Below are 22,230 nucleotides of genomic sequence, written 5' to 3' on the forward strand. Positions count from 1 at the left end.
CGAGAGGAGGACACGAAAGCTGAGCAAGTCGACGAAGCGGCCGTGCCACCGGTGATCACATTGCGGGCGAACATCGTTCCAGATTCCGTCAGGGACTGAGAAGGGGAGCAAACAGTGGATCCGAGAAACTCGCAAAACTAGTCCAGCCATCGAGCGGCTTGCTTGATCGGATCAGAGCCTGCGCGCCTGCGCGTAGCGCCGCTTCGCCATCCCTTTCTTTTCGGTCGCCGATAAGTATCGTCTCGGACGGAGTAACGCCTGCCATTTCTATTAGAACCTTGAGGCCTCGCGGATTCGGTTTGAGAATGCCGACGTTCGCGTCGCTGGCTGCGACGATAAAATCAGCCGACAGATCCATCCCCTTGAGTTTTTCAACCGCTGGATAATCAGAGAAAATCCCAATGGTCTTGCCGTGCCGCTTCAGTGCGGCAAAAAGCTCGACCACATGCGCGTAGCGAGAGGCTCGAATATGGGCGAGCGGACGCCGTTCCGTCCACTCTGCGATAATCGCGCGTATGGTCTCCGAAGCAACTCGCGTCCGCTCAGCCGTGCGGCAGATGAGGACCTCATTGAAACACTCGACGTTCTGATCGGCCATGTTCTCGCGCAGCTCTCGATATATACGCAATACGTTCGGAGTTGTCAGGTTACACGCTAGGATTGCGTAACGGATCATTTCCACGAGCATTCGCAGCCGCATTGCTCTCCGATTATAAAGTGTGCCGTCGACGTCGAAGGCGACCAGGCGCAAGCTGTCCCACTTGATCTTCGCGTCGGTCATTTGAGCGAAATGTAATGCTGTTCCACGAGCGTCGCAATAAGTGGTATATTGACGAAGCTGGCAAAGATGAACGCCACGACCAGCGCGAGCAAGATTAACATCAAACCGGGCTCGCGGAAGAGCTTCTCCGGCTTCTGTGCCGTGGAGCCGGGCCGCGTGGACAGCAAAAAGTACGCCGTAAACAGCATTACAACGATCGGCAGAGCGATGATGTACTCAATCCGACATTCGACCAAAAAGACCGATAGAAACGCAATCGAAGAAAGTGAGTATACGAGACAGGACGCTGTTAACGAAACCTTCGTATATTGGGCGAAGCTCGCACGGTAGCGCACCAATAGTTCCGCCCCGTGGGAAGCGACGATTTCCTGATATTCCGACATGCGCTTTGCAGACATGAGGAACGCACCGCCGAGCCAGTAAGCCAAAATTATCGAGCCCGGCGGGAGTGACGTCGGATCAATGATCGCCCAGCCGATCAGCAGGCGGATGGCATTATTGACAGATTCGGAGATCACATCGAGATAGGCTTTGTCTTTGGTACGCAGCGGAGGCACATTATAGACGATCCCCTGTGCAACAAAAGTGCTGCTTATCATTAGCATAAGCGTGCTCGAATGCGCCGCGCAGAGCAGGCCGATAGCGATGAGGACTAGCCACTCCCCGACCACGATATGTCCGCTCATCACGCTCTGAACCGCCGAGCGCGACGACTTCGTCGGATGATGCTTGTCGAAATCGCGATCAAGAAATTCGTTAATTACATAATTGGCGGAAGCTATGCAGACAGCAGCGGCGAAGCCGAGCACAAAGGACTGGATCGGATGATCATGCGGAATGCCGCGCAGCAGATACGCAAGGACAATACCCGGTACGATGAGGATATGCTTCGTGCTGTGATCGAGCCGCATGATCGCAAGATATTCCTTGATGCCTGCCGGAGGAGTCGGATCGGGACCGCTGGCGTTATGCAGCGAGGTCATAACCGGCGCCTATTCAGGGACCGTTCAGTGATTTGTTGCCCGCCAAGCGGGAGTAGGGTAGACGTCGCCAATAACCTCAGTGACACGTCCTTCCCGCGCATCGAAGGGCCTGAGATCGAAGTAAAAGAACTCGCCATCGGTTCTGATACCCGCGCAATTTTGCTGACGGAGCTGGCCCGACCGCATTGGCTGCAAACAATTTGAGACAACCCAGCGGCGGATCATGGTCATGATAGCGCTCGGAGCAAGAGCTGGGCCAAATGCGCTGGCTGTCCGCGCCGGGCGTCTTGCGGCAAGTCGCAACTCGGTGTGGCGTGCGGCGCGTGTTCGGTCCGAAAGCAAACGCGCCTCATGTCTGGAACCCGCCAAGCTATTGCGAACGCGACATTGGGCTTGAAACTGGTCAATGGCGTGGTGAAGCGCCTCCTAGTGAGATCAAGCCCGTTTTCGCGAGTGGTAACTCGCGTCGAACATGACGATCGCGGCGAAAACGCACCGGCGGGCGTGACAAGTCCCCAGAACTACGTGCTAATTTTTGTCGTGGTCGGCATCCGCGAAAGGTGCGCCTGCGTAGTGGCTACGCGTCGATCGGATGGCGCTCACGATCTGCACCACCCTTCTCGCGGCGATCGGCGAGCACCTTTCCCCTTCGGATAGTACGGCCGGTTCTATTTTGCGAGATTTATGTCATTGCGGTCGCCGCGCTCGAGCTCCTCTATGTCGCCGCGCAAGCGAAGCCTGTGCTCAGCGCAGCGCAATGGCGGGCGTAAAAGTCGACATCGTCTTTGATGATTGTCTTTGCAAGCGCGCCCTATGTTTCGGCCATTCAAGACGCTTCTTGCCGGCAACATCGACGACCAACAACATCAACTGATCCTTTTCGCCCAATGCATTTGGGTCGACGGCACATCGTTCGACTGGGGGCAGGCGAAGGAGGCCTGATCCTATTTTGCAAGTTCCTGGTCCGGTCCGCCGGACTGGCGATGTCCGGCTGGGACGGTGGTCGTGGCGACCTCGGTCAATCGGCTGGTGGCGGTTCGTCCGCACTCCGCTGCAAACGTTGAGGCGCCCGATCCGGACATCATCATGAGGCGCTCGCGACCTCGGAAAGGACGATGACCCCAGCTGCGACATCAACCCAGTCACGCTGAAACCGCCAACCACATTGGATTTATCCAATCCCGCTAGGCGATCGTCTCGCCATCCGCGATCGCTCCGTCTCCGCAATCCTAACCAGCTCCGACGGAGCGATCGCTGCCGGCGTGCCACTGGAGAGAAAGAATGGCAGCTTGACAAAAAAACCTGCAATCAAAGGGCCGATTGACAACCTGTTCTTCGATCTCGATGATGCCCGCGCCAAGATCGCTGCCTGGATCGCCGATGATCGCCGACTACAATGTCCGGCGACCACACTCATCACTGAAATACTTAACCCCCCGGGGCCTATGCCGCCCACCTCTCCGCAGCGGACGACCGGCTACGCAACCCCGACCAGCTTCGCCGATCGTCCGTTGCTCCACCCGCGCCACTTGGCGTACACGAACTCTGAGACTCTAACCGCCGCTCGATGAAAATTCAGTGCCAGGTCATGTCGGCCGGAGGTGGGTTTCCTCGGAGGCTCGGGTTCCGAAGCCACCCACGAGGATTACAGCTTTCACGATGGGCTTCATTTCTGGCCAGCCGGCCGTTATCGCCTGGCTTCACTGCAGGATTGCTCCGCCAGCGCGGTGGGGCGCACAGGCTTGAGCAAAGCCTGCCTGTAAGCATCCGGATCATCCGAGTCAGTGATCGCGGTTTCGAACGCAGTGGCAGCGACGTAGTCCGCCTCGCGGGCTCCAAAGGAGGCCATGACAATGGTTTGGTCAAGACGATGCGGGCCCTCCGGCTCGATCAGTACCCACGCTTTGGCCAGATCGGCGCAGCTTTCAAGTCCGAGCGCTTTCACCGCGGCTGCGTTACTGCCGGAAGATGGCACGAGCGGCCAAGGTTGACCGAAGTGCGCTGGGCTACTGTTACTGCCCCATGGCCCGAACAGCCATGGTAAACCGAGCGCTCGCGTTTCGAGCACAAACAGCAGGCCCGGCGAGCGGCCGGAGAGATCGACCACGGGGGTACCGATTTCAAGGCCGGCCGCACGCGCCTGGGCTCTGGCCGTGGCTAGATAGTCGTGGAGGGGTTGCGAGAGCACTAATTTTCCACCACCGGGCATGGGCGTGACAGCGGTATAAGCGCGCAGATCTTTCACCTGACCCCACGGCTTGAGGATGGCAGCATTGATCACTGATGCAGTGAGCAACTGTGCTAACACCGTCAGGGGCAGTAGGGCGGCGACGCTGCGTCCCTGTTGCGCAAGAGGACTCAGGAAGGCAACGACCGCGAGCATCCAGAACAAGGCTTCCTTCGCACCGGCGGACCAGTAATTGAGAGCGGAGCCTAGCGCGGACACGTGCGGCAGTACCAAAAAGGTTAACGCTAGAGCGATGCTGGTGGGAGCTTGGGTGCGCAGAACCAAACCCTCACGATTGAACATCGCGCCAAGGCATATCAAGGCCGGCACTAGGAACAGTGTCGAGAGGTTGATGCTGATCGGATCGGTCCCCAGCAGCGCAATCGCTATTGTTACGATCAACACCGCAGCGAGAGCCAGCGATGGGAGGAACTTGTGCGTAGACCCCATGAGAATGCTGAGCAGAAAGGCTATCGCCATTAACACAGCGATGGCGAGTTGCCCGCGACTGATGTCGAGCCAGTCGATCCGAAACATGAAAGACACCTCGTGCCGGCCACCCAGCACGACTTCCATCTCAGCGCTGTTGACCATACGGGTCACCAGCCCGGTGATGCCGCCGTCGATCAAGTAGGCGGTAACGATCAGTAGAGCGAGAGCGACCAGCGCCGCGCCAAGCATGGGCAGCAGGGACTTTCTACGCAAAACGACGACATAGAGCATAACGAGGAGGGCAATGGCCGCAGCGGTGGTCGGCTTGCCCATGAAGCAGCACCAGCCGCCAACGCCGACCAGGCTCCACCCCAAGACCTGGCGGATGCGTCCTGGCCGATCGGCCAGCAGCAAGCCGATCATCACCACCAAGAGCGAGTGAAAGGTCAGAGTGTCGTAGTTGGGCGTGAGCTTCATCAAGGGGTTAAAGGCGACTAATGCCAGGCTGGCGATCCCTGCCGATAGCACCGCCGCATGCGGCCGATCCACTGTCCAGAGGCGCCGGATAATCAGGAAGCTGAGAATCCAGCCCAGCGTCATGCTGAGCGTGACGTTCGCCATGCGAAGCACTACGATGTCGCCACCCGCCCACTGATATGGCCAGTGATAGACGAAGCCAAAAAGCGTCGGCGGACTATTGATTGCGTAGGCGAATGGGTTCGCGATGGAGTATAGGTAGAAACCTTCGGTGCCTACACGGAGACCGTAACTGCTGTAGTATAGCAGCCAGGCGAAAAGGATCGCTGTGGTTACGGCGGACAGAGGGAGCAAAGTCCGCTCCAGCAAAACTGACAACGTCATTCCGTTGGCAAAGTGGTTATCTCTTGGCATGGGCCCTTCCTGTCTCGTAGACGAGGCCCATTCCAATGAATATCAGCCTCGAGGCGCTTCTAATTGACCTGAGCCCCGCAATCTCCTCCAAGAATTGGTGGATTCCATCACCTCGGTGATCTGAGCTAGAGTTTTGCGCTGCCAAATTCCCTCGGCGGGGAGGAGCGGAAAGCGATGGAAGCCTCCCATGACGGGGTTCTGATGACGGACATCTGCCTGAAGGCCGGTATCAGTTAAGCGACCTATTTCCATTGGAAGAAGACGGACCACGATTCGATTGGAGTCCGGACGGTTCCGCCGGCACATTCGTTTGGCGGTGAAGCACACCGTGTCTAGCGGCTCGGCTACTGTGTTCGCAAAAAGTCTTCCGAATTCCGTCAATTCGCTCCGCCGACCGCGTCGTTCGACGAGGTCCGTGCTGAGATCGCTCTGCAGCACAGCCAGATAGCGGCTGACCGAGCTCTGCGTCATTCCCAATACGTCAGCGGCGCGCGTTATGCTTCCTTCTCGCGCGATCGTCACAAAGACCTAGATCGCATTCAGGAGCACTTCATCGTTCTCGGTAGCCATCTTCTTTGCTCGGCGAGTCCTAGAATGTCCGCCATTTTCACGGAGGAGTATTCCCAGGAATGAATCTTCATCACATTATTCGATGTCATGCCGGATTGCTGCTTAGCAGCGATCTTTCGCGACTTCGCGCTCTAAGTTGGTACGATATGTACGATCGCGCCCAACGGTTCAAGGTAGCGGTGGGCGCTTCTTTCTAACCGACACACCACGCCATTTCGCGGAGGATTGAACCGCTGATTCTACGCCTGCAGACCGCCACTGGGGCCTAGGCTCCGCCTACGCGTAAAATTTATCTTTGATCAAAACGGGGCGCGGTAAGAACGGTTGCGTTCAGCGAAGAAGGCGATTTTCGGCTGCTTTGACTTCATCCATCCTTTTGAAGTCTGAAGATATCCTCAACAGGTAGGATGTCCTTGTGCACGTTTTGGGCGCCGCCATCCGCAATGACCCGGCGGAAGTCTCCATCATGGCAGTTGCAACAGCACGGATGGCGTAGTTGCCGTAGATCATCATCCGTATATTGCAGAGCGCCTTTACCCGCTCGGCGTTGAGATCCGGGTAGGCGTTCGGCACGATCACCAGCGGCACCGATCCGGACCAGGCCTGTGAAAAGCTTTCGATCTCCGAGGGTTCCTTCTTTTTCGAATGGACAGGATCATGTCGGCGCCAGTCTCCACATAGGCTTGCGCACAGTGCAGGGCTTCCGCTTCGCCGAGGCCTGCGATCAGAGCTTCGGTGCGGGCAATCACGAGAAAATCCGGGTCTTGTCTTGTTGCAAGGGCGGCCTCGATCTTCCGCGCAGCGCAGCGCAGCGCCGCGGCGAGGGCGAGCAACTTGCCTCGGTTGTAGACCGTGCTGGCCGGATTGCACGGCGAGTTCAGCATCAGCCACTTGGTCCGCGGTGTGATCGCCGCCTCCAACGCCTCCGGGCGCAGCTTGAACTTGTGGAATTCATCGCAGACGACGAGAACCGGCCTGCCGCCGGCGAGCGCCACCATATCGGGATAGGAGATCCAGCACGGTGTCGGAAATTACGACTTCGTCGCCTGGATCAACGCTAGCGAAGAGCGCGTTGAATACGACCTGCTTGGCGCCGCAGCCCACCGTGATCTGATCGATACTGTAATCGAGCCCGTGATCGCGGTCGTAGCTCCCGCGAATCGCTTCGCGCAGCGGCCTGATCCCGGCGACGGCCGTGTATTTCGTCGGCCCGTAGAGAATCGCCCGGATGCCGGCTTCGCAGACCGCGGACGGTGTTTTGAAATCCGGTTCACCCTGACTCATCGTGCAGGTCGGCCAATTTGGCTGTTCGCCGGGGCGCTCGGTGAACTTTGAGACGAGATAAGTTTTCAGGTCGCGAGACGAGGGCGGATCAGACTCAGGTAACGGAGGGCCTTTGCTAACCGCCCACGTCCAATTCGCGAGTAATCTCCACCAAGGTACGCGCCGCGATAAGAAAGCGAAACAGATCATCGCATCTGCGCAAGTACGCATCCAATTATTCGATGAGCGTCATCTGACTGTTCAAATACGGAGCCAAGAGGACGAGCCAACGAGACGCCGGGGCGATAAGCGCGAGGCAGTCCAATGGGAAGACAGAAGGGGCGTCAGATGCGAGTTTCGAATACTGCAGACCGGCGGCGGATCAAGCGCCGCTTTATCGACGCCGCACTTTGGCTGGCTGCGAGCGTTCCGCCGGTAGCAGGAGCGACGGATGCCCATGCCCAGACGACTGATCTCGGGACTGTCCAGACGTCAGACAATGCCGGAGATGTCAATTCTGCCGTCTATCAAGCGCCGACGACAACGCCCCTGACGGTGACGCAGCCGACCTCCGTCATTGACAAGCATTATATTGAGAACAACATTCCGCAGACGGCGAACTTCGATAAGATCATCAGCGTTGCGCCTAGCGTGATGGTCCAGCCGAGCGGCTCAACCGACGCCAAGATATCGATCCGCGGTTTCCAGAACGGCCAATTCAACGTCACGCTCGATGGAATTCCGCTTCGAAGCTTCAATCTCAGCCAGCACAGTGGCCTTATAATCATGACGAACGATCTCGGGCAGGTCACAGTCGACCGTGGCCCGGGTACGGCGTCGACCGTCGGCGATGCGACGTTCGGCGGTACTGTGGCGCTCCAAACCAAGTCGCCAATGCCGACCTGGGCCACCACGGCGACAACGAGCTACGGCAGCTTCAACACCCAGCTCCACGGCCTCCAATTTGATTCTGGCCTGATCAAGGGCGCCAATGGCGCCTCGTTCTTTGTTGACACGCAGTATACGAAAAGCGACGGCTATTCCACCAAAGTAGCCAGTGAACGGGAAAGCGTGGCGCTGAAGCTTCAGCAGCCACTCAGCGACAACACCACGCTCACCTTCGTATCGATCTCCAATAATGCGGTGCGAAACCTTTTTCAGGGCGCGTCGCTCGCTCAGATCGCGGCCTACGGCCCGAATTATGGATTATCCTCCTCTCCCAACAGCCAAGGATACGCGGGTTACAACCGCGAAAGTTGGAAAACTGACTTCGAATACCTCGGCCTGAAGTCCGACTATGGCGACGGTTGGCATCTCGAGAACAAGCTGTACACATCCGGTTTTGACACCCCACGGCAAGATGCGGGACTCGATGTGAGTGGCAACACCAGGAACGGCACGATCTTCGGTGCCACCAACGTGCCGGGCCAGGCAGCTCCTGGAAGCTACCGCTCCTATGGCGATGTCATCGCGCTCACGAAAGATCTGCCTGACGGCGCTGTGAAGGTGGGGACATGGGCCGACCACTTGCCGGGTCATCGAGCCGGCTTTAACCTCGACATGACGTTGGCGGAGAAATACATCTCCACCAAGTACACTCAGGGCGTCACGCTGGATACTGTTCAACCGTACGTCGAAGCAGACTGGAAAGCGCTGCCCGACCTGACGATTACGACCGGCGCGAAATATGCGTATGTCACGCGCAGCTACAATTCGCTCATCGACCCTAACACGGGCAAGCCGCTGGATTACGCGCTGACTTGGGCGAAGGTTCTGCCCTCGCTTGCCGCGAACTACAAGCTTTCGTCCAACTGGTCGGTCTATGCCCAGGCCGCGGAAGGCTTTTTGACCCCACCCCAGATTGTGCCCAACGGCTCCAATATCCAACCTCAAACCACCTGGAACTATCAGGCTGGCACAAGCTATCAGAGTAAGGATTTCACCCTCGCCGGCGACGTCTATTACATCGACTTCCAGAACATGATTGGATCGCGGACAATCGGCGGCCTTGCGAACTACTTCAACGCCGGCGGGGCAATCTACAAGGGTATCGAAATCGAAGGAACGGTTCACGTCGGTAATGGCTTCAGCATTTTCGGCAATGGCAGCCTTAACAGTGCCAAAAGCACCCAGACTGGGCAATGGATTGCGGAGGCGCCGAACGCGACGCTTGCAGCCGGCCTGATCTACCAAGAGGGCAACTGGTACGCCTCGCTGACGGACAAATGGGTAGGTTCCCGGTTCGGCGACGTCGGGCAAAAGCAACCGCTGTCACCGTTCAATCAGCTTGACATGGCCATCACTTACAAAGTCAAAAACCCGTTGCCCAATCTGGTGGCGGTGACTGCGAAGTTTGGGATCAGCAACATCCTCGACAGTCGTGCAATTGCAGATTTCGCCGGCTATTCCGGCGGGTCGGGAACGCCGCTGTTCTTCACGCAGATCGGTCGGAACATCTATAGCAGCCTGACTGTGCAGTTCTGACAGCAAGTCAACACCGAAGGAATGAACATGACTCTGGACCATCTCACCGAGCTCGCGGCGCAATCCGACGGCATTCTTTATGTCATGGCCGTCCTGCTGCTAATCGCGCTCACCGTGATTATCGATCGCTTCTGGTATCTCGGCCGGACCATCCGGCGCGGAAAGCGGGTCACCAGCACCGTCGCGCAATTCATGCACCTCGACCGGAAGACGCTTGCAGACCTCGTCGAAAAATCGCCGCGGCTGCCACACCGCGCCTTGCTGGAAGTGCCGCTGCAGCATTCCGAGCTCAAGGACCCGCATCGATTGTCCGAGTTGTTGGAGGAGGCGATCTTATGGCAGGTCCCCAAGCTGGATAGCCGGTTGTGGATGCTCGACACCATCGTGACACTGGCGCCGTTGCTCGGCCTGCTCGGCACCATCGCTGGCATGATCAAGGCGTTCGCAGTCCTTGGCGACGCCGGTAACGCAGCGACAGAGATCACTGGCGGCGTCGGCCAGGCTCTGATTGCGACCGCATGCGGTCTACTCATCGCCATTGCTGGTCTGGTTTGCTTCAACAGTCTCAACAACTGGACACGGCTTATCGTGCATCAACTTGAAATCTTGAAGATTTCCATGGTCAACCGCCTCGATGCGCCTCGGGCAGCTTCAGGGGAAAAGCGTGCCTACGGTCACGCTATCCACCCCGTTGCGAATACGGGAACCTGACCGATGCGATATTTGGAGGTGCGGAAGGGCCGCATAGAAATCATCCCGATGATCGACATCATGCTTTTCTTGCTGGTGTTCTTCATCATGATCACGCTGCGAATGATCCCGGCGACCGGTATCGCCTCGCAGCTTCCGCAAAGCAGCACCGCGCAGGATCTACCCCATCCAAAGATCGTCGTTACAATGTTTGCTGACGGCGCTATCGAAACGGATGGTCAAAAACTGACCATCGACGATCTGACGGCCAAATTGGCCGCCGAGCCGGACCGAGAGCACGCCGCCGTTACCATTGCCGGAGCTGGCACCGCAACGCTGCAGAATCTTCTCGCTGTGATGGATGCGTGCCGCAAAGCCGGCATTGTCCAGGTAGGCCTCGCCGCGAAGGACGCAAAGTAGGGGTGCCATCGTTGTGACCATTGCAACAGCCGACCAATTCAGCCCACCGCAGGAGCGCTCCGCACTGCCCGTTTCGTTTGCCGCTGCGCTATTGCTGGAGGGCCTCTGTGTTCTTGCCATCGTGGGCTGGCTGACCCAGCGCCCGACACGGCAAGAGGCGTCGGCACCGACCATGCAGATCTCGCTGGTGGCCGCTCCACCTGCGGCGCCCGATGCACCGGCAGATCCGCCTCCTATGGTCGCGGAAACTCCCCCGGTACCCGAAGAGCCTCAGGTTACTCCACCGCCCCCGGAGGTCCCTCCACCGCCGGCAGAGATTGCTCCACCAGAACCCACTCCGGTGCCTCCGAAGACGGAGGCGGCGGCCGTGCGCCCGAAGCCGGCAAAGCCGCCGCAGCAGGTCAACAAAAAACCGGCCCCGCGTCCCGCGCAGCAACAAGCGGCAGCTAGCGCGGCGCCGAGCGCTGGCGCGATGTCGAGCTTTCAAGGCCAAATGCGGCGGGCGGTAGAAAGCGCGCTGATCTATCCGGCATCTGCACGTGCCTCGGGCCAGCATGGTCGTGCGCGCGTGACGTTCGATTTTCTGGACGGACGCGTATCGGCGGTCAGCTTGTCTCAATCAAGCGGCTCTCCGGTTCTCGATCAAGCGGCACTCGCCACCGTCAGGAGCGCGCGTTATCCGTCCCCGCCGCCGGAGCTGAGCCACCGAACCCTTCATCTCAGCATCTTCGTTGAGTTCAAAGGAGGCACGTGATGGCGAAGCAATCCTCCCCACTCCGTCCGCGGCACGATCGGCTAGAAGTTCTGATTCTGGAATGAGAAAATGAAACACGTGACAAGGGCCGGCTATTTTGGACCAGTCAGCATCCTTTCGATTGCGATCGCTCTCGCTTGCGTTTCGCCCAGGGTCGTGTCGGCGGCTACATCGACATTGGCATGCGACGACATGATGAAGACTGCGTTTAAGCCCGACGCCAATACAACCGTTCTGTTCGTAAAGGAGGTCAAGAAGGGCGATCCCTATCCCAATCCCACGAAGGAGCAGCGGAATTTCCCGAGCCGTCCAGCGAGATTCGCCGCGGACCTTTGTTGGGTCAAGCTTCTGGTTGAGCCTGGCGTTCCCGGTCCCGCCGAGGCTCCGTCGACTTCTCGCGGCATCGGGATTGAGGTATGGCTACCTGAGAGGAATGCTTGGAACCACCGGGTACACGTCCTAGGTGGTGGAGGCTGGGACAACGGCACCAACGAGGCGGTGCTCGATAAAATGAGCGGCGGTAACGGCAACCTCCCGGCGGCGCGGCTGGCGGCCGAGGAAGGTGCCGTGACGTCGACGACCGACAGCGGCCAGCAGAGCGTCGGCGCTTCGTTCGCAATGAACCCCGATCGGACCGTCAACGTTGCGGGCTGGCGGGACTGGGTCTATCGCAGCCTTTACGAGCAGGCAATCAAGACCAAGGCATTAGCGGCGGCCTACTACGGCGCATCACCGCGATATTCTTATTTTGAGGGCGGTTCGGGCGGCGGTAGGCAGGCGCTTCATATCGCGCAGAACCTGCCCGAACAATATGACGGTATTCTATCCGTGAGGGCGGCCGTCAGCTGGGCCGGGACTATCGGGCAGCTGTATCCCGCACTCGTGGTCCTGCGCGATCTTGATGGAAAGAGCCTGTCGAGAGAGCAGCTTGAGGCGGTGTCGGCCAGGGCTGTTGCGGCTTGTGACACGGTCGGAGGAAAGCATCTCGGATTCATCCTCGATAACCGTCCATGCCGTTTTGATCCGACGAGGGATGTCGCTACCCTGTGCTTGTCGGATGGTGGGACGAACGACACACAAGCATGCCTAACCCCCAGGCAGGCCTTGGCCATGAACAAGATTTGGTATGGCCTGACTATCGACGGCAGCGTGCCAGATCCGGCCGTCGATAATGGCTGGGACGCGGCGAGAACGGGTGCGCGGATCTGGTACGGATATCCGCGCGGTGGCTATATTCGTTCACTTGAGAATGATTTGACATGGCCTGAACAAAAAGGCCCGGGAGGCGACCTGATCGCCTTGGCTCTTGGCGACCCCAAACTCGGAACGTCGGATTTCAGGAACGCGACCGGTAAGGGCGAGGACGGCTGGAAAAATATGACCTATGCGGAACTCGCGGGGGCGTTCGAAGCCTTCAGGGCGATGCAGGCCGTAACGCAGAGCGAACCGAGCGAGCATGAAGACCTGACACGGCTCAAGCTCTCTGGCACCAAATTCTTGCAGGTGACGGGTATGCATGACTCTAGCGCCTGGGTGCAAGGGCATACCGAATACTATGACCGGGTCATGGCCAAAATGGGCGGTCCGGCATCGGTCCAGGCCTATTACAAGATGTACGTGCTACCGGGGCTGGCTCACGGTTATTTCAGCGGCTCAGCGAACGCCGACGCCAATCCGCCGGTGCCGGAAAATGGGCGCTTGTACGGGGCTTTGGTAGATTGGGTGGAGAAAGGCATTTCGCCGGACAGCATGGTCTTCACATCGCCAGGGCTCGACAGCGAGAGTTCGGTGTACAAGATTTTCCCGCGACCCAAGGGGCCAGCAATGAGCCTGCCGGTCTGCGCCTATCCCACCGTGGCAACCTATGTCAGCGGCGATATCTTCAAGGCGCAAAGCTACAAGTGCAGGTAGGCCGATTGCTTCGAGTCCAGGCCCAGGTGCCCACGGACACCGAACCGGCGTAGTCGTCAGCCGCCAAACCCACTCTAGCCTACAAAGGAAGCCCCGGCTCTGCCGCGGAGGCAGCAGGAGTTTGAAGGCAGCCGCCCATCGATGAAACTCAGGGCGTGAGCCGCCACGCATTCGAGAAGGAGTTTCATGATGGACGATTTCGCGAGCCTAGCCACAGCAAGTGGGATTGCAAATACCCTGTGGTGCTCATTCCCAAGCGCCGCAGAAAGACGTTGTAGCCGAGTTGAGGCAGCATCTCGGGGAGGTCTTTCGCAGGCATCTGATGCCCGACCATGTTCACATGATGATATCGATCCCGCGGAAATACGCGGCTACGCAAGTGATCGGGTACATCAAGGGAAGATCAGCCATCCACCTGGATCGTCTCTACGCGGAGCGGAAGCGCAACTTCATAGGGCAACACTTCTGGGCTCGCGGATACTTCGCGTCGACCGTCAGTCGAGACGAGGCGGTGATCAGAAAATACATGAGGAAGCCGAAGAACGAAGATGCTCGCCTCGATCAACTCAATATGTGGTCTAAGGCCGCCTTCAGGCGGCCAACAAAATCGGGGACGCATTAGCGTCCCCACGGCCGGCTTTGAGCGGCCCAATTCCTAAAGCCCCCGTCTTTGCCCGGGGGATAGTTACTTCGCGCTTCCTTTCACGACACCTAACTGCGAGGAAAAATGAAACGCATCGCACTCATGACCATCGCCATCGCTTTAAGCGTTGGGTCAGCCTCGGGAGCAGACCTCAACTTGCTCTATGCTGGATCTAATCTAATGGCACCCATCCATAACAAGTTCAAAAAACACTTCCAGCTGACGCATCCTGGAACTACCCTGAGCTTAGAGCCTGCTCTTGAGTACACCGACGCAATGGCGGTTACACTAAGGCAGTCCCTCATCGGCCAAGATCCGGATGCCGGGTATTTCGGTATTTCCGACGTTTGCATCCTCGCGGAGAGGGACATTGCGAAGCCGCTTGATGACCGCATAGCCAACGATCTCGAATGGGCTTCACTCGGCATGCCCAAGAGCGCGCTTGAAGTTACGAAATGCGGCGGCAAGATCTATGGGGTTCCGTTCGGTGCGTCCTTCATGGTCGTGATGTTCAATAACAAACTGGTCGCCAAAGCAGGCGGAGAACCCGATCACCTGCCAAAGGCGTGGCCCGATATCCTGGAGCTTGCCAAGAAGATCGACGCCACGGGCGGTGGAATCGCGTTCAACTATGATGCTTCGTCGAGTTGGAGCTTCATGACGCTTGTCCAGAGTGAGGGCGGAAAGATTTTGACCAGCGACGGTAAGGACGTCGCTTTTGACTCATCAGAAGGCCTGAAAGCGCTCCAGGTTTTGGCCGATATCGGTGCCGCTCGCCATTATTCGGATATGACAAAGGCGCAGGCACGTCAGGCTTTCACGGCAGGCACCTTGGGCATTCTGGTCGATTCATCAAGCGGCCTTCCTAACTACGTCAAAGCGGCGGCCAGGAATTTTGCGATAGGAGTTATTCCTTTTCCAGTCGTACCCAACGGTAGAGTGCCAACTTCGGGTATGGCGGGCATTCTATTGACCTCCAATGAAAAGAAGGCCGATCGGGCTTGGGAGTACCTGAAATACGGATCGTCGCCTGATGGACAAACTCTCATCGGCAAACTAACTGGATTTCTACCCTTCAATCAGATTGCGATCCAATCACTAGATAAGCTTGGCACGTTCTCTTCTGAGAACTCTGGACTAGCTGTCGCTGCCCAAAGTTTTAAGAGTGCCGGCTCTTGGCCCCGTTTTCCTGGTCCTAATGGGCTAAAGATTCACGCTACCATTATGAATTACATGCAGAAGGTCTATACGGGCGCACTGGCCCCGAGCGTCGCCCTTAAAGACATGGCCAAAGATACGCGCGCGTTGCTGAAATAAGCGAACCGAACGGCTGCAAGGCAACGAAGGCATTGCATTAAGCACACCTCAACAACCAAGGAACCATGGAGAAGATCGATTGTCCCGCAGAAGCGGAGCGGAAGCGATAGTGCACAATCGCTTCAGTAGTCAGAAAGATCCTCGGCCGCAGACATTTGTTCTCCTGCAGAAGTTTGGAAACCTTTCGGCATTCATTCAAAAGGTTATCGTGTTGATATTGAGCAACTATATGGTTGGCGCACCAAACGCCTGCATGCCGAGGTGGGCAAGCGCGGTGCGACGCGCTTCTGCTCTTCCTTCCCAAATCGCGCGAATGGCGGCTTCGTAAATAGCGAGTGGCGTGTCGAATCCGCTTTTCGAGCATGATCACATCGACGGCTTGATCGCGCAACCTAGCTGCACCCGCTGTCGGTAGCCGTTCTGCCTCGAGATACAAAGGAGACCGCTTGCGAAGTGCCGTACTGACGGGCTTCTTGCACGGCTTCGCCGGGAATGGCCTTTGCTAACAAGTGTCCTCTCGCGGCAGCCGATCGCGACGTGCTCTCCATATATTCAGCGAGCGCGGCGCCGTGGGGACGCTCGCTCAGGAAAAGACCTAGCAGTAAGCACTCAGCGAGACGCGGCAGGTTCGGGTCCAGTTGCTGCGCGGTGCCCACACGAAAAGGGCTGGGGCTCGTGGCAGCGCGCGCGCCGAGTTCTGTTCCCAAGCAAAGCAGATCCCTATGAATGTGTAGCCCTTGTGCGACTGCCTGCCTCGTGGAGCGCTGCACGTCATCGCATTTTCCCTAATGTTCCATCGAGTTATTCGATGAACGTCATTCGGCTGTAGTGCTTTGGGTCTTGAAGCATAGCGTGCTTGTGCACGAGGGGCCTGCCGCTTGCGCAGGGTCTTATATCGATGATGGAGAATCAACGGCGGTGGCGTCCGTTTCGATCGAAAGCATAAATAAGAACTACGGCCAGATGTCCGTCTTGCGCGGCGTTTCGCTGTCGGTAGCAGATGGTGAATTCCTGACGCTGTTGGGGCCGTCCGGATGCGGGAAATCGACCTTACTGCGGATTCTCGCTGGACTTGAGATGCAGGACGCCGGCTCAATCTCGATCGGTGAGCAGGTTGTGGACGGATTGCGGCCGAAGCGGCGAGACGTCGCGATGGTGTTCCAGTCCTACGCACTCTATCCGCACATGACGGTCGCTTCCAACATGGCATTACCGCTTCGGATGCGCCGGTTCTCAGCATTCCAGAGGCTTCCTGTTCTTGGTCGCCTGCTGCCAGGCACCGCGCGGATCGCCAGTGAGATAGACATGGAAGTTACCCGTACAGCCAACGCGCTCGGCATCGGCCATCTTTTGGCCCGTAAGCCTGGCCAGCTCTCCGGCGGACAGCGCCAACGTGTGGCGGTTGGCCGGGCGATGGTGCGCCATCCTGCTGTTTTCCTGATGGACGAGCCGCTATCCAATCTTGATGCCAAACTGCGCGTGCAGATGCGAACCGAGATCAAGGAACTGCACCAGCGGCTCGGCGTCACATTCGTCTATGTCACCCATGACCAGGCCGAGGCCATGACCCTGTCCGACCGGGTGGCAGTGATGCTCGACGGCGAGTTGCTGCAGGTGGCTCCGCCGCAGGACATCTATGCCGATCCCGACGATCGTCGGGTCGCCGAATTCATTGGTTCGCCGAAAATCAATATGCTCGACGGTGTGCTGCGTGAACACGGGCTGCTCGATGTGGCCGGATCAGCGCTCAGGGTCGATGCCGATGCGCTTGCCGGCACACATCTCACCCTCGCCATTCGCCCGGAGGCCTTTCATCTTGCGCACCAAGGCGGGCAGGGCGCATTGACCGGTTCCGTGCGCATGATCGAGCACATGGGCTCTGATCTCTTCGTCCATCTCGATCTCGCGGGCATCAATCATCCATTGCTTGCTAGGCTGCTGGCCGAACGGGCGCCTCATATCGCCCCCGGTCAAACCTTGCACGTCGGCGTTCGGCCGGACCGCGTCCTTCTCTTTACCCGCGATGGGCGGCGTTTACGCCGGCAAGCAGAATCCGGCTACGCGTCGGTAACCCCCATTCGGGAGACTGGCCGATGAGCGCTCCCGTTGCCCTTTCCGGCAGCTCTGGCGAGCCGCCCGCGACCACGCGCGTTCGAATACCCGCATCCCGCACCGCCACACCGGGCCAGAGGCAAGCCTTTGCCGAAGCGTTGGCAGCCTGGACTCTGGCCGGGCCTGCGCTCTTCTTTCTGCTCGCCCTGTACTTGCTGCCGGTGATCGCAGTCGTTCTCATTGCGCTCACAGATTGGCAGCTCGGGGGACGTTCTCTCACCTTTGTGGGCCTGACTAACTTCCGTGAGGTCTTTGCCGACGAAGGTTTCAGGGCCTCGCTCCTCAATACCATCGTCTACGTTCTGGTCGTTGTGCCGAGTACGCTTATGCTCGGTCTTCTGATCGCGCTGCTCATCGAAAGCGGAAGGTCCTGCCGCGCCTTTTACCGTGCCATCCACTTCCTCCCCTTCATGGCGACACTCACCGCTATGGCGATCGCTTGGGAGACGCTGCTGCATCCGACGATTGGGCCCGTCAACCAAGCGCTTGCCGCAATTGGACTGCCGACCGCGAACTGGCTGCGCGACGAGAGTACGGCACTGCCCGTACTTGCCATCATCGGCGTCTGGCAGAATCTCGGCTACGCAATGGTGTTGTATCTCGCAGGTCTGAAGGGAATCCCGCAGGACCTGTACGATGCTGCCGATGTCGATGGCGCCGATCTTTGGCTCGATCGGCTGCGCACCGTCACGCTGCCCATGCTCGGACCGATATCGATGTTCGTTGTTATCGTCGTGGCGCTAAGAGCGCTCGAGTCCTTCGACGCCGTCAAATTGCTTACCCAGGGCGGACCCGGTCACGCCTCCGAAGTGTTGCTCTACACGCTCTATCGCGAGAGCTTCGAGTATCTACGCACAGGATATGGCGCTGCCGTTGCCGTGGTCTTTCTCGCCATCGTGCTGACGCTCACCGTCATTCAAGTGCGCGTCCTGGACAGGAAGGTGCACTACCAATGAGCCGCGCTACCTCGATAGGTCGTTTGTCCCCGCCGGTCGCGATACTTCGCCATGCCGCGCTGCTCGCCACCGGAGCACTCATTCTCGTGCCCTTCGTATGGATGGTGTCGCTGTCGATCAAGCCGCCGGGCGAGATCTTCAGCACCTCCTTCTTCCTGTGGCCCAAGCAATTCTATGGCGTCGAAAACTACACCAGGGCGCTGACTGACGCCCCGCTGCCGCGATACATGGGCAACGGCCTGATCGTATGCGCTGTGATCTTGGCACTACAGATCCTGTTTTGCGCACCTTGCGCCTATGCGCTCGCCAAGCTCCGGTTTCCCGGACGCGACCTGCTGTTCGGCGTCGTGCTGATCGGCCTGCTGCTGCCCCATCAGGTGCTCTCGCTGCCGCTGTTCATCCTCGGCTACCATCTCGGCATCCTCAACACCTATGCGGCGCTCATCTTCCCTTATGTCGTCTCGCCGTTCGGCATCTTCCTGTTTCGACAATGCTTCAAGACCATCCCCAATGATGTGGTCCACGCCGCGCGGCTCGACGGTCTCTCCGAACTCGCGATCGTCTGGAAGATCATGGTGCCGATGGCGCTGCCGGCTGTCATCGCGTTTGCGATCTTCTCGGTCGTCGGGCACTGGAACGACCTCTTCTGGCCACTCATCGCCGTCCGCGACCAGTCCCTCATGCCGCCGCCGCTCGGGATTATGTCTTTTAAAAACGAGGAGGCCGGCAACGATTACGGCCCCCTGATGGCCGCATCTACCCTCGTCGTGTTGCCTCTCGTCATCGCCTTCCTCGCCGCACAGAAGTGGTTCGTCGAAGGAATGACCGGGGGCGCGGTCAAGCAATAAGCCGGCGGAGTTGAATGGTGCTTTCCATGACGTTCTCGGTACGGCCGGTCGGTCGCTCGAAGGATGCTAGCTCGATGTCGCAGTTGGTAGGATATCTTGGTAAAAATCAGAGCGATACTTCTCTCGCAACGACCGGCGTGCCTAGTAGGGCCGTTGAATCCATGAAGTTCAGGCGATCAATACTTGGTCTAGCAATATTGATGCTGGTGTGTGGCCATCAGTGTTTGGATGCGTGCTTAGCTGCCGGCAGTGAGCTTCAAGCTACGCCCGTGAACACGCACACGATCGGCCTCGTCCTGTCTAACTTTGATTGGGCGATGTCGCCGATCAAAGATGAGAAGGCCGAATGCCCTGAGGGTCCGATCCATAATAATCGAGAGAATTGGGAAGCGCAGTTTCCATCTCGTTCTGCTCGACAAGAACAGCTCAACAAATGCTGGCGGATCGACAACCGTGGCCCAAATTGTGAAAATGGCTTCTTCAACCCGGAGGCTGTGAGCGATCCGCTGCCGTTCCGCGAAGTTCAAAGCCCGGTGGCCTATGGCGTGGATCTGGATGGCACGTTGGATGGTCAGGCTACAGCAACGACGTGCGAACACAAGAAATTTCGCAATGTAAAGTCCGACGAGAAGGTTGATAATCAACTCTTCAGGTTTTTCGGATGCCACCGAAACTTGGTCAATAATCTCTTCAGCGAAGGGAATACGAGAAAGTACGTTCAAGCTGGAATAATAAATCGGCTGTTGGTCGAGATCTCCGGCGTTACGGACGAGCAGAACAGCCCGGACGTCGAAGTGACTCTATATCGAGGTTCAGATCAGCTACTGGTTGACTCGATCCGAAAGGTCGTCCCCTGGCAAAGCCAACGAGCCATCGGGAAGTCGCTCTATCACGCCAAGGGCAGGATCACTAATGGCCAACTTGTCACTTATCCTGCAGACGCTGTGTGGCCGCAGACGTACATCGGGATGCAGCGCATACGCAATATGACATTGCATCTCTCGTTGTCCCCCTCGGGCGCGGAAGGCATTCGAGCTGGCTATGTCGAGGTTGATCAGCTCTGGGAATGGTATTCGCATTTCGGAATTATTACCTCCGCAGGCGAAGTCTACATGGCTAGCCCGTCATCGGCATATGCCGCTCTTCGCCGGCTAGCTGACGGCTACAAAGATCCACAAGCCGGCCAATGTACAGCGCTTTCCTCTGCTTTTAAGGTCGAATTCGTTCGCGCCTTCGTCATCCATCCATCCGAGGAAGCGGGCCGATGAAGGCGGGAACAAGTCTGTGGACCGTTACAGCCATTACTGTCTTAGCCGCGACGGCGACAATCGGGTATTTGGGCATTGAGCGCAGCGAACGTGACCGCGCGCCCGCAGTCTCCGGCGGTCCGGCGTCGGTCCGGCTGATCTCAGCCGATCAATATGCCACGGCAGTTCATGACGTATTCGGCGAAGACACAAAGGTCGAGGTCGACTTCGCGCCTCCACAACGACTGCAGGGCCTTCTGGCCCTCGGCCAATCAGCCGCGGCAATTACGCCGGGAGCGCTGGATCAATTCGACCGCGTGGCTCTGGCGGTGGCGCAGCAAGTCACTGATGATCGGCACCGAGGAATCTTCGTGCCCTGTATTCCGGTTTCGGTCGTTGACGCCGATGCCGCCTGTGCCAAGCAGTTCTTCATCCGTACCGGGCGGTTCCTGTATCGGAGGCCGCTAACCAATGCCGAGATAGAGACGCAAGTCGAGGCCGCAGGCAAAGGCGCCCGTCGGCTCAGCGACTTCTATGCCGGCTTGACCTACAGCCTTGCCGGCATGCTTACCTCTCCGAAATTCCTCTATTTTATAGAGACGGCTGAACCGGATCCGGACAATTCTGGTCAGCTACGTCTGACGAACTTCTCGAAGGCAACGCGTCTTAGCCTTTTTCTCTGGAACGCTGCGCCCGATGAAACCCTGCTGGATGCTGCCGAAAAGGGAAATCTGGACAACGCCGATGGGCTAAAGCGCCAGATCGACCGAATGCTGGAATCTCCACGCATCGAGAAAGGCGTTCGAGCTTTCTTTTCGGATCTTTTGAGATTCGACCAGTTCGCTACGCTCGCGAAAGATTCCACGATCTATCCGGGATTTACCATCCAAGTGACGCGTTCGGCCGAAGAGCAAATGCTGCATTTGATTACCGATCAGCTCCTTGCGCGCAACAGCGATTACCGTGATCTGTTCACGAGACGTCTTACCTTCATCAACGCCACCCTTGGTCCACTGTACAGAAGTCCCGTTTTAGATGCGGAAAGTTGGACTCCGCATGAAGTATCGCCGGGGCAGAGCGCCGGTCTGCTGACGTCGCCAGGCTTTCTCGCACTGTATTCGCACCCAGGTAAGAGCTCGCCCACGCGGCGCGGTCGCGCGGTTAGAGAGAATCTTCTGTGTCAACATGTTCCGGACCCTCCACCAAATGTAAGTTTTGCAATCTTCGATGATCCCAATCGCAACTTCAAAACCGCTCGCGACAGGTTGGATGCGCATAGGACTAACCCTGCGTGCGCAGGCTGTCACAAGATCATGGATCCGATTGGGCTCGCCTTGGAGAATTACGACGGCTCTGGAGCGTACCGCACGACGGAAGGAGGCGCGCCCATTGATGTTAGCGGTGAACTGGACGGGAAATCGTTTGTCGACGTGGCTGGGTTCGGTCAAGCAGTCCGCAACAATCCTGCGCTCGTTTCGTGCCTCGTGAACAGACTGTACAGCTACGGCGTCGGGAGGCCTGCCAGCGCGGGCGACCGACCGTGGCTCGACTATGAGACCAAACGTTTTGGCTCAGAAGGCTATCGATTGGTTGCGCTCTTGAGAGATATCGCAAGCAGTGAGGCCTTTTACGCCGTCTCGGTTGACTTCGATAAGCACCGCGGCACGCAAGACGCTCGAGTAGATCGCAAGGAGGAGTGAC

19 protein-coding genes and 1 pseudogene are annotated in these 22,230 nt (G+C 58.1%); 12 read left to right on the top strand and 8 right to left on the bottom strand.

Translation table 11 applies throughout. The annotated features are described in order from the left end of the window. Positions 1-88: 88 nt before the first annotated feature. The 8 genes from YUA_RS0123630 to YUA_RS51845 form a co-directional block, all read right to left on the bottom strand. Positions 89-781, bottom strand: coding sequence for an HAD family hydrolase (locus YUA_RS0123630; RefSeq protein WP_027532928.1), 693 nt, complete (start codon positions 779-781; stop codon positions 89-91). Beyond that, positions 778-1,764, bottom strand: coding sequence for a UbiA family prenyltransferase (locus tag YUA_RS0123635; RefSeq protein WP_035971726.1), 987 nt, complete (start codon positions 1,762-1,764; stop codon positions 778-780). The genes YUA_RS0123630 and YUA_RS0123635 overlap by 4 nt, the downstream gene beginning before the upstream one ends. 744 nt (positions 1,765-2,508) lie before the next feature. Further along, entirely contained in the window at positions 2,509-2,631 is a 123-nt protein-coding gene (locus YUA_RS52355; protein WP_256375381.1) for a hypothetical protein, read from the bottom strand. An 820-nt stretch (positions 2,632-3,451) separates the two neighbouring features. Further along, positions 3,452-5,314, bottom strand: coding sequence for a hypothetical protein (locus tag YUA_RS0123645; RefSeq protein ID WP_027532930.1), 1,863 nt, complete (start codon positions 5,312-5,314; stop codon positions 3,452-3,454). Positions 5,315-5,356: 42 nt separating this feature from the next. Continuing rightward, complete coding sequence (locus tag YUA_RS51835) at positions 5,357-5,836, bottom strand: LysR family transcriptional regulator (protein WP_084292811.1); 480 nt, start codon at positions 5,834-5,836, stop codon at positions 5,357-5,359. 378 nt (positions 5,837-6,214) lie between these two features. Beyond that, positions 6,215-6,472, bottom strand: a complete 258-nt coding sequence (locus tag YUA_RS51170; RefSeq protein ID WP_027532931.1) for a hypothetical protein — start codon at positions 6,470-6,472, stop codon at positions 6,215-6,217. Beyond that, positions 6,460-6,882 carry an aminotransferase class I/II-fold pyridoxal phosphate-dependent enzyme gene (locus tag YUA_RS52680; protein ID WP_027532932.1) on the bottom strand — a complete coding sequence of 141 codons (423 nt, stop codon included), beginning with the start codon at positions 6,880-6,882 and terminating at the stop codon, positions 6,460-6,462. Before YUA_RS52680 ends, YUA_RS51170 begins: the two co-directional genes overlap by 13 nt. Further along, positions 6,836-7,168: an aminotransferase class I/II-fold pyridoxal phosphate-dependent enzyme gene (locus tag YUA_RS51845; RefSeq protein ID WP_027532933.1), complete on the bottom strand. Its 333-nt coding sequence runs from the start codon at positions 7,166-7,168 to the stop codon at positions 6,836-6,838. Before YUA_RS51845 ends, YUA_RS52680 begins: the two co-directional genes overlap by 47 nt. Before the next feature lie 303 nt (positions 7,169-7,471). On the opposite strand from YUA_RS51845, the gene YUA_RS0123665 reads away from it, so the two are divergent. From YUA_RS0123665 to YUA_RS44835, 12 genes and pseudogenes are all read left to right on the top strand, one after another. Further along, complete coding sequence (locus tag YUA_RS0123665) at positions 7,472-9,631, top strand: TonB-dependent receptor (RefSeq protein WP_084292812.1); 2,160 nt, start codon at positions 7,472-7,474, stop codon at positions 9,629-9,631. Between the two features lie 27 nt (positions 9,632-9,658). After that, complete coding sequence (locus YUA_RS44810; protein ID WP_035971777.1) at positions 9,659-10,342, top strand: MotA/TolQ/ExbB proton channel family protein; 684 nt, start codon at positions 9,659-9,661, stop codon at positions 10,340-10,342. 3 nt (positions 10,343-10,345) lie between these two features. Continuing rightward, the gene (locus YUA_RS0123675; RefSeq protein ID WP_027532935.1) at positions 10,346-10,741 is read left to right on the top strand and encodes a biopolymer transporter ExbD; all 396 of its coding nucleotides are present in this window, start codon (positions 10,346-10,348) and stop codon (positions 10,739-10,741) included. Between the two features lie 367 nt (positions 10,742-11,108). Next, the gene (locus YUA_RS50135; RefSeq protein ID WP_156947206.1) at positions 11,109-11,495 is read left to right on the top strand and encodes an energy transducer TonB; all 387 of its coding nucleotides are present in this window, start codon (positions 11,109-11,111) and stop codon (positions 11,493-11,495) included. A gap of 69 nt (positions 11,496-11,564) precedes the next feature. Continuing rightward, complete coding sequence (locus tag YUA_RS44820; protein ID WP_084292814.1) at positions 11,565-13,406, top strand: tannase/feruloyl esterase family alpha/beta hydrolase; 1,842 nt, start codon at positions 11,565-11,567, stop codon at positions 13,404-13,406. Between the two features lie 189 nt (positions 13,407-13,595). After that, a pseudogene (tnpA, locus tag YUA_RS44825) lies at positions 13,596-14,028 on the top strand (IS200/IS605 family transposase). A gap of 105 nt (positions 14,029-14,133) precedes the next feature. Continuing rightward, entirely contained in the window at positions 14,134-15,366 is a 1,233-nt protein-coding gene (locus YUA_RS0123695) for an extracellular solute-binding protein (protein ID WP_035971729.1), read from the top strand. A 918-nt stretch (positions 15,367-16,284) separates the two neighbouring features. After that, positions 16,285-17,463: an ABC transporter ATP-binding protein gene (locus YUA_RS0123700; RefSeq protein ID WP_027532937.1), complete on the top strand. Its 1,179-nt coding sequence runs from the start codon at positions 16,285-16,287 to the stop codon at positions 17,461-17,463. Next, on the top strand, positions 17,460-18,434 hold the full coding sequence (locus YUA_RS0123705) for a carbohydrate ABC transporter permease (protein WP_027532938.1): 975 nt from the start codon (positions 17,460-17,462) through the stop codon (positions 18,432-18,434). The genes YUA_RS0123700 and YUA_RS0123705 overlap by 4 nt, the downstream gene beginning before the upstream one ends. Further along, positions 18,431-19,282, top strand: coding sequence for a carbohydrate ABC transporter permease (locus YUA_RS0123710; protein ID WP_027532939.1), 852 nt, complete (start codon positions 18,431-18,433; stop codon positions 19,280-19,282). Before YUA_RS0123705 ends, YUA_RS0123710 begins: the two co-directional genes overlap by 4 nt. 74 nt (positions 19,283-19,356) lie before the next feature. Continuing rightward, on the top strand, positions 19,357-20,550 hold the full coding sequence (locus YUA_RS50140; RefSeq protein WP_156947207.1) for a hypothetical protein: 1,194 nt from the start codon (positions 19,357-19,359) through the stop codon (positions 20,548-20,550). Further along, a complete protein-coding gene (locus YUA_RS44835; protein ID WP_051383348.1) occupies positions 20,547-22,229 on the top strand; it encodes a DUF1592 domain-containing protein in 1,683 nt (560 codons plus the stop codon). Before YUA_RS50140 ends, YUA_RS44835 begins: the two co-directional genes overlap by 4 nt. Position 22,230 lies beyond the last annotated feature (1 nt).

It is taken from the genome of Bradyrhizobium sp. WSM3983 (genome assembly GCF_000473045.1).
Classification (GTDB): Bacteria; Pseudomonadota; Alphaproteobacteria; order Rhizobiales; family Xanthobacteraceae; genus Bradyrhizobium.

Bases quoted from the DNA above. Each gene is read 5' to 3' on its own strand.
- YUA_RS0123630 (WP_027532928.1), bottom strand. From the start codon at position 781: ATGACCGACGCGAAGATCAAGTGGGACAGCTTGCGCCTGGTCGCCTTC.
- YUA_RS0123635 (WP_035971726.1), bottom strand. From the start codon at position 1,764: ATGACCTCGCTGCATAACGCCAGCGGTCCCGATCCGACTCCTCCGGCA.
- YUA_RS52355 (WP_256375381.1), bottom strand. From the start codon at position 2,631: ATGTTGTTGGTCGTCGATGTTGCCGGCAAGAAGCGTCTTGAATGGCCG.
- YUA_RS0123645 (WP_027532930.1), bottom strand. From the start codon at position 5,314: ATGCCAAGAGATAACCACTTTGCCAACGGAATGACGTTGTCAGTTTTG.
- YUA_RS52680 (WP_027532932.1), bottom strand. From the start codon at position 6,882: ATGGTGGCGCTCGCCGGCGGCAGGCCGGTTCTCGTCGTCTGCGATGAA.
- YUA_RS51845 (WP_027532933.1), bottom strand. From the start codon at position 7,168: ATGAGTCAGGGTGAACCGGATTTCAAAACACCGTCCGCGGTCTGCGAA.
- YUA_RS0123665 (WP_084292812.1), top strand. From the start codon at position 7,472: ATGGGAAGACAGAAGGGGCGTCAGATGCGAGTTTCGAATACTGCAGAC.
- YUA_RS44810 (WP_035971777.1), top strand. From the start codon at position 9,659: ATGACTCTGGACCATCTCACCGAGCTCGCGGCGCAATCCGACGGCATT.
- YUA_RS0123675 (WP_027532935.1), top strand. From the start codon at position 10,346: ATGCGATATTTGGAGGTGCGGAAGGGCCGCATAGAAATCATCCCGATG.
- YUA_RS44820 (WP_084292814.1), top strand. From the start codon at position 11,565: ATGAAACACGTGACAAGGGCCGGCTATTTTGGACCAGTCAGCATCCTT.
- YUA_RS0123695 (WP_035971729.1), top strand. From the start codon at position 14,134: ATGAAACGCATCGCACTCATGACCATCGCCATCGCTTTAAGCGTTGGG.
- YUA_RS0123705 (WP_027532938.1), top strand. From the start codon at position 17,460: ATGAGCGCTCCCGTTGCCCTTTCCGGCAGCTCTGGCGAGCCGCCCGCG.
- YUA_RS0123710 (WP_027532939.1), top strand. From the start codon at position 18,431: ATGAGCCGCGCTACCTCGATAGGTCGTTTGTCCCCGCCGGTCGCGATA.
- YUA_RS50140 (WP_156947207.1), top strand. From the start codon at position 19,357: ATGTCGCAGTTGGTAGGATATCTTGGTAAAAATCAGAGCGATACTTCT.
- YUA_RS44835 (WP_051383348.1), top strand. From the start codon at position 20,547: ATGAAGGCGGGAACAAGTCTGTGGACCGTTACAGCCATTACTGTCTTA.